The sequence below is a fragment of the Bartonella propinqua genome (genome assembly GCF_047263965.1).
Taxonomy (GTDB): domain Bacteria; phylum Pseudomonadota; class Alphaproteobacteria; order Rhizobiales; family Rhizobiaceae; genus Bartonella.
This window is the reverse complement of record NZ_JBLEBK010000011.1, coordinates 24,120-30,455: the sequence shown is the minus strand read 5'-3', so window position 1 is coordinate 30,455 and position 6,336 is coordinate 24,120. Positions and strand designations below refer to the sequence as shown.

The 6,336-nt window shown below is 35.1% G+C and carries 4 protein-coding genes; 1 reads left to right on the top strand and 3 read right to left on the bottom strand.

The features are described from left to right. Positions 1-237: 237 nt before the first annotated feature. The 3 genes from ACMFKV_RS06550 to ACMFKV_RS06540 form a co-directional block, all read right to left on the bottom strand. Positions 238-2,769, bottom strand: a complete 2,532-nt coding sequence (locus ACMFKV_RS06550) for an SPOR domain-containing protein (RefSeq protein ID WP_413154819.1) — start codon at positions 2,767-2,769, stop codon at positions 238-240. A gap of 130 nt (positions 2,770-2,899) precedes the next feature. After that, the gene (gene argS, locus ACMFKV_RS06545; protein WP_413154818.1) at positions 2,900-4,657 is read right to left on the bottom strand and encodes an arginine--tRNA ligase; all 1,758 of its coding nucleotides are present in this window, start codon (positions 4,655-4,657) and stop codon (positions 2,900-2,902) included. Between the two features lie 30 nt (positions 4,658-4,687). Beyond that, entirely contained in the window at positions 4,688-5,884 is a 1,197-nt protein-coding gene (locus tag ACMFKV_RS06540; protein ID WP_413154817.1) for a deoxyguanosinetriphosphate triphosphohydrolase, read from the bottom strand. Positions 5,885-5,992: 108 nt separating this feature from the next. On the opposite strand from ACMFKV_RS06540, the gene ACMFKV_RS06535 reads away from it, so the two are divergent. Further along, a complete protein-coding gene (locus ACMFKV_RS06535) occupies positions 5,993-6,316 on the top strand; it encodes a HesB/IscA family protein (protein WP_336288669.1) in 324 nt (107 codons plus the stop codon). Positions 6,317-6,336 lie beyond the last annotated feature (20 nt).

Here is a 6,336-nt window from a genome sequence, read left to right as displayed (position 1 = left end):
GATAAATTTAAATTATAATAAATCAGAGAAAATATTTATCACTATAACATCTTTATTATTTTATACCTATAAAGATATGATGTCATTTTTATTTTATAAAAAAATCTTTTAAATAAAGCGCAAAAAATAAAACTACTTCAAAAGCATGAAAAAAATGATGCGGTCTTAATCTTAAAGCTAATCATTCATATCAAAATAAATAATGCAACGGCTGTTAAAACCCATTGCATTATTTTTTTAACGTGTGACGAAGCAATTTCCCCCAGAACTTTTGATATCTTCACAAAGATTTATGGCTTCATTACGGTTTTGAGTTTGAACGCGAACACGATAATAGGTACCTTTTCCTGGTATAAGAGCTGGATAAATATGTAAAGAACGGGCACCAATAAGAAATCCAAATTTAGCTTTTATATTATTTAAAGAATCTTCAGCCAATGCAGACGTTGGTTGGGATGCTAGTTGTACGTAATAATTTTCTAAATCTTGTGTTTCTCCTTGGGTTGATAAATTTGAGTGAGAAGTAGCATATGTTTCTGCGTTTGAATGAGGTTTCGCATATGAAGGAATTGGTACAGATGTAAATGAGTTTTGAGTTTCTTCCTTCATGTCAGAGCTGGAAGTATTTTCTGCAATTACCTTATCAACATCAAAATCATGTTCTGCTTCTTGATTATTTATATCAGATTCTTGTGAAAAAACAGAAGGCTCTTCCTGAGGTTGGTCTGCGGTAACTTCATCAATTGTTTCAGGATCATCATTAGCTTTTTGGTCTGTAGAACGCATTGGAACAAGTACGGCTGTGCCATCTGGTTTTACAATAACGGTTTGTACTTCTTGTGTTGGAACAGTGTGATTAATGGCTTCTGTAACTGCATCTTCAACATCAGATTCATTAGAAGATGACGAAAAGCTTTCGGATTCTTGTTGATTTAATGATGCTAAATCATGAGGCGATTCAGAATTATCAATAAGAAACTGCTGCGTGTTTTCTTGTTGTTCATTTTGTTCACTTTCTTGTTTATAGATATTTAAATTATGAGCAACACTATTTTCAGTTTCCGTTGTTTCTTGCTTAAATTTAAAAGGTGTATTATCAGCATGGATAATGAGCGAACCGTCATCTTTGTGCGATGACGTAAAAAAATGAAAATAACCAAAAAAACCAATTATTATCAAGATAAGGAAAACAACGCCCTTGCTAAAAACTTTGTTAGTGGTAAAAGTTTTTGAGGCAAGAGTTGCTGACGTCTTGGCAAGGATTTTATCCGCATCTCTATATGGTGAATTTTCGGCAAAAGAGGAGGGATAATGCTCCATGTTGTCAGTGGGAAAATAATCTGCATTCTGCTTTTTAGCATTTATATTCACCGTATCCGGACGGGTTTCTAAATTTTGTGCAGTTTGATGAAAAATTTCGTCAAGTGCTTGATTTTGTTGTTGTGGTGAGGAATGTTTTTCTGGGACATTTCCTATATTAAATACATCAGAAAACTCTTCTTTCAGACCATCAGCAGGTACATCATATTCTGGAGCTTCATAAGGAACCTCTGGAACCATGATTGGTCCAGTTTTTTCTACAACATTCTCTGTAAATTTATAAGTATCAATAGCAGGAGGAGGAGTATCATCTCCGTGGGGATGATTACGCATGCGAGAAACATTTGTTTGCGGACTAGAGGCTTTCAGTGAGGTTTGTATACCATCTAAGTTTTTTTGATTATATAGAACTTCTCTCTCACTGTTTTGATCAAAAATATTCTCGGATGTGCTAATATGTTGGGTTTGAACATTATTATGTTCGGAAACTTTTTTATTTTGTTTTAAGAATTGTTCTTCGTTAAACTGAGAACGGTTAATTGTATAATTTTTTTGCGGAAATCCTTTTGAATCAAATATTTTATCAATTTGTTCTGAATCAAAAGCAGATGAAAAATTACCATGTAATTCATTTCCTGCAGTATTATTTTTCTCTGAAGTAATATCAGAATGTGAAAAAGCAGTATTTCCCTCTATGGAGGAATTTAATAAATTAGTATGATGCTCTTGATCCCAGTTTTTTTTATCATCTGATACTTTATATGAATGATTTATGGGAGTGTTATAGGGATTCTGATTTTCATCATAATTTCGTTGTATATTGGGAGTTTGTGGTTGAGGTGCAGTTGTCTGCGGATTAAGCGTGGTTTGTTGGGGAGGCGCAACAGTAGCTGTGTCGTTGTTTCGTAAATCAAACTCGTCAAAAAAGAAATCTTCTGATTGTGCATGAAAATCACCTTTTTTAGAAAAAGGGTCAACAGGGGAGTGGCTTTGTCTATTTTGAGATGGCTGTTTCTTTTGAATGGGTAATGGAGAAAGTGCATCTAAAATTTGCTCTTCATCATGACCGATAGGCGAAAAATGAGTTTTTTCGGACAAAAAGTTACTTTGTTCTGAATAATTAGGAACGTTGATTTTTGCAGAATTTGTTGAAGTTGCTTCTTTATTGGTTTTGTGTAAACCCCATTGTTCACTTTGCTCATCAAATGGCAAGCTATCAGTTAAGTTATTTTCAAATTCTTCTTCTAGAAAGGATAAATCAACCCCTTCACCATGGAATGGAGTTTCAGAGGTCTGAGATCTTAATTGATCAGGATGTAAAGAGGATGGAGAGTTTTGATTTTTATTTTGTTTGTTCGTATTAAAAATTTGTGTAAGTCTTTCTAAAGAATCATGTTCTTCATGATTCTGTTTTACTTCATACGGATTTTTGCGATCGTTATCGCTCATAATTTCTCTCACATGATTATTTGCATCTGAGTGCAATAAATGATTCACTTTAATTTATTATATACTACGAAAGAATATATGAAAAACTTTGTTAACAAAACACATATTATTATGTATTTCTAAAACTTTTTCAACGCATTTCTGTTGGCGCTTCTACTCCAATAATTGTAAGTCCTGATGATAAAATATTCATGATAACTTGTATCAATCCTAGTCTGGCAAATGATACCTCTTTATCATTAGGCTGAATAAAGCGTAAATTTGGATTATCACTTCCTTTATTCCAATGTGCATGAAAGCTTGAAGCGAGATCATAAAGATAAAATGCCAATCGATGCGGCTCTCTATGAACTATGGACTGTTCAATAATTCTTGGATATTCAGCAAGTTTGCGTATTAATGATATTTCATTATCATCTGTTAACTTATTAAGGTGCGCAATCATTGTTTCGTTTGAAAGATTTTCAATGAAAAGTATTTCTTTTGCTTGACGAAAAACTGAGTGACAACGTGCACTGGCATATTGTACGTAAAAAATAGGATTATCTTTTGATTGTTCTGTCACTTTCGAAAAATCAAAATCAAGGGGTGCTTCACATTTACGATACAGCATCATAAAACGCACTGGATCACGACCAACCTCTTCTACAACATCACGCAGAGTGATAAATGATCCCGCTCTTTTCGACATGCGTACAGGTTGACCATTGCGAAAGAGTTTTACCAGTTGACATAAGAAGACGCTCAATTTAGCTTTGTCGCCAGAAATTGCTTTTGCCATCGCCTCTAGCCGCTTCACATAGCCAGCGTGATCTGCACCTAAAATATAAATCATTTCATCAAAATGGCGATTAAATTTATCACGAAAATAAGCGATATCAGCAGCAAAATAAGTGTAAGAACCATCAGATTTAATTAAGACACGATCTTGATCATCTCCAACATCAGTTGAACGAAATAAAGTTTGTTCGCTTTCTTCCCAGTCTTCTGCGTTTTGTCCTTTTGGTGGTGGTAGTGTACCTTTGTAAATGTAACCATTTAAAGTGAGGTCATTAATTGTGTCCTGTATAGCTTTTGCATTATTTTTATAAAGCGTTCGTTCAGAAAAAAAGATATCATGATGAATATTAAGAGCAGCTAAATCTTTGCGAATCATCGACATCATTGCGTTAATTGCACGCTCCTTTACTATAGATAATGCTTCATCTTTATCCATAGTAAGTAATTGTTCACCAAATTCTTGAGCAAGCGACTGCCCCAATGGGATTAGATATTCACCAGGATACAACCCTTCTGGAATTTCATTAATGTTCTGTCCAAGAGCTTCACGATAGCGCAACAATACAGAATGGGCGAGTACTTCGATTTGTCTACCAGCATCATTGATATAATATTCTTTTGTAATGTTATAGCCAACAAATTGCAGTAAATTGGAAAATACATCCCCAACAACAGCACCTCGACAATGTCCAACATGCATTGGACCTGTTGGATTTGCTGAAACATACTCAACATTGATGCGTTTCCCTTCTCCCATGGGTATCCGACCGTACGACATGCCTGATTCAAGCATGGACTTTATTGTATTTTGCCAAAATGATTTTGTAAGTTTGATATTGATAAACCCAGGACCAGCAACCTCAATATGTTCAATAGTATGATCATTTTTAAGAGATTCTATAATTTTCTCGGCAAGTGCACGTGGATTAAGTCCAACGGATTTTGCAAGTACCATAGCAGCATTGGTTGATAAATCACCGTGTAAAGAATCACGTGGAGGATCAACAGTGATTTTTGATAAATCTAAACTCTCTCCATTTTTTTCTTTTATATCAGATAATTCAAGTGATTTTTTAATTTTTTTCTCGAAATCTTTAAAGATATTCATATCTCATTTCCATAATGTATTCAAAACCAATTAAACAAAATTATCGGTATGGTCAAATAAATGGCGATGTTCACGTAGAGCGTAGTGATCGGTCATGCCTGAAAGAAAATCAGCAATAAGACGTGCTAATTCTTGATCTGTTAAATACATTGTTTTGATTTGCCAGCTTTCTGGCATGAGATCGGGATTTTTATAATAACAGTCAAATAAGTTTTGTACAACGCATTTTGCTGCATTACGACGGTTGAGGACTTGATCATGATAATAAAGATTTTCAAACAGAAAGTTTTTTAGTTCTTTTTCATAAATAATCATTGTAGGTGAAAAAGTAACAATAGCTTGCTCTGCTCGATGGACATCGTTTGCGTTTTTTGGTTTGATATGTGTTAAATTTTTTTGTGATTGTTGAATAACATCTTCAACCATAGTTGTTATTTGTCTACGCACCAGTTCGTAGCCAAGTTGGGTTTGGTCGAGCTGGGGATACTCTTGTTTTATATTTTTTAATAACGCTGCAGTTAGCGAAACTTGTTCAAATTGATCAATTGTTAAAAAGTGTGAGCGTAAACCATCATCAATATCGTGAGCATTATAAGCAATATCATCAGCAATAGCGGCACATTGTGCTTCTAGTCCTGCAAAGCAGTCAAGTTCGAGATCCTGCTTTGCATTATACTGTAGAATATCAAGGGGAACATCTTTTTCTTTAGCATAAGGACCTAAAAGGGGACCGTTATGTTTCACAAGTCCTTCGAGTGTTTCCCAAGTAAGATTAAGTCCATCAAAGTTTGGGTAACGCTGTTCCAGCTTTGTAACAATGCGTAATGCTTGTGCATTGTGATCAAAACCCCCATAGTTTGCCATTACTTCGTTTAGTGCATCTTCTCCTGCGTGGCCAAAGGGTGTATGTCCAAAGTCGTGAACGAGGGCAATGGCTTCGGCAAGGTCTTCATCAAGATGCAGTGTACGGGCTAATGTCCGTGCGATTTGAGAAACCTCTATCGAGTGTGTAAGTCGAGTACGATAATGATCGCTTTCATCAGCAATAAATACTTGAGTTTTATGTTTAAGACGGCGAAATGCGTTGGAATGAATAATACGATCTCTATCTCTTTGAAAAGGTGAGCGTATGGCACTTTCAGTTTCGGGGAATAATCTACCGCGGCTTGTCTTTGGGTTAGCACTATATACTGCTCGAGATGGGTAAGTGATATTGCTGATATCCATATTGCAAGCTATCCATTTTTACTTTAAATTTAAGTTTTTTATTATTAATCACTTTGTATCTGTTTAGGATACCTTTTCTTGACAGTTTAATGCAAGGATGTATGAAAAATGAGCGTGAATATTTCAGATTTTGCTGCCAAAAGGATTGCGCAAATACTTTTAAGTGAACCAGATAAGATAGGATTGCGTATTTCCGTTGAAGGTGGTGGATGTTCAGGCTTCTCCTATAAATATGATTTAGTTTCCGAAAGCAAAGAAGATGATCTCGTTCTTGAAAAAGATGGAGCGATTGTATTTATCGATTCAATATCTCTTCCCTTTATGGAGGGAGCTCAAATTGATTTTGTTGATGATCTTATGGGACAGTCTTTTCAAATTCATAATCCTAACGCAGTTTCATCGTGCGGCTGCGGCGTGAGTTTTTCAATTTAGCGTGGTGATTTTGTGATATT

What these genes read in the sequence shown, in the direction of transcription:
- ACMFKV_RS06550 (WP_413154819.1), bottom strand. Translation starts at nt 2,769, where the DNA reads ATGAGCGATAACGATCGCAAAAATCCGTATGAAGTAAAACAGAATCAT.
- ACMFKV_RS06535 (WP_336288669.1), top strand. Translation starts at nt 5,993, where the DNA reads ATGAGCGTGAATATTTCAGATTTTGCTGCCAAAAGGATTGCGCAAATA.
- ACMFKV_RS06540 (WP_413154817.1), bottom strand. Translation starts at nt 5,884, where the DNA reads ATGGATATCAGCAATATCACTTACCCATCTCGAGCAGTATATAGTGCT.
- argS (WP_413154818.1), bottom strand. Translation starts at nt 4,657, where the DNA reads ATGAATATCTTTAAAGATTTCGAGAAAAAAATTAAAAAATCACTTGAA.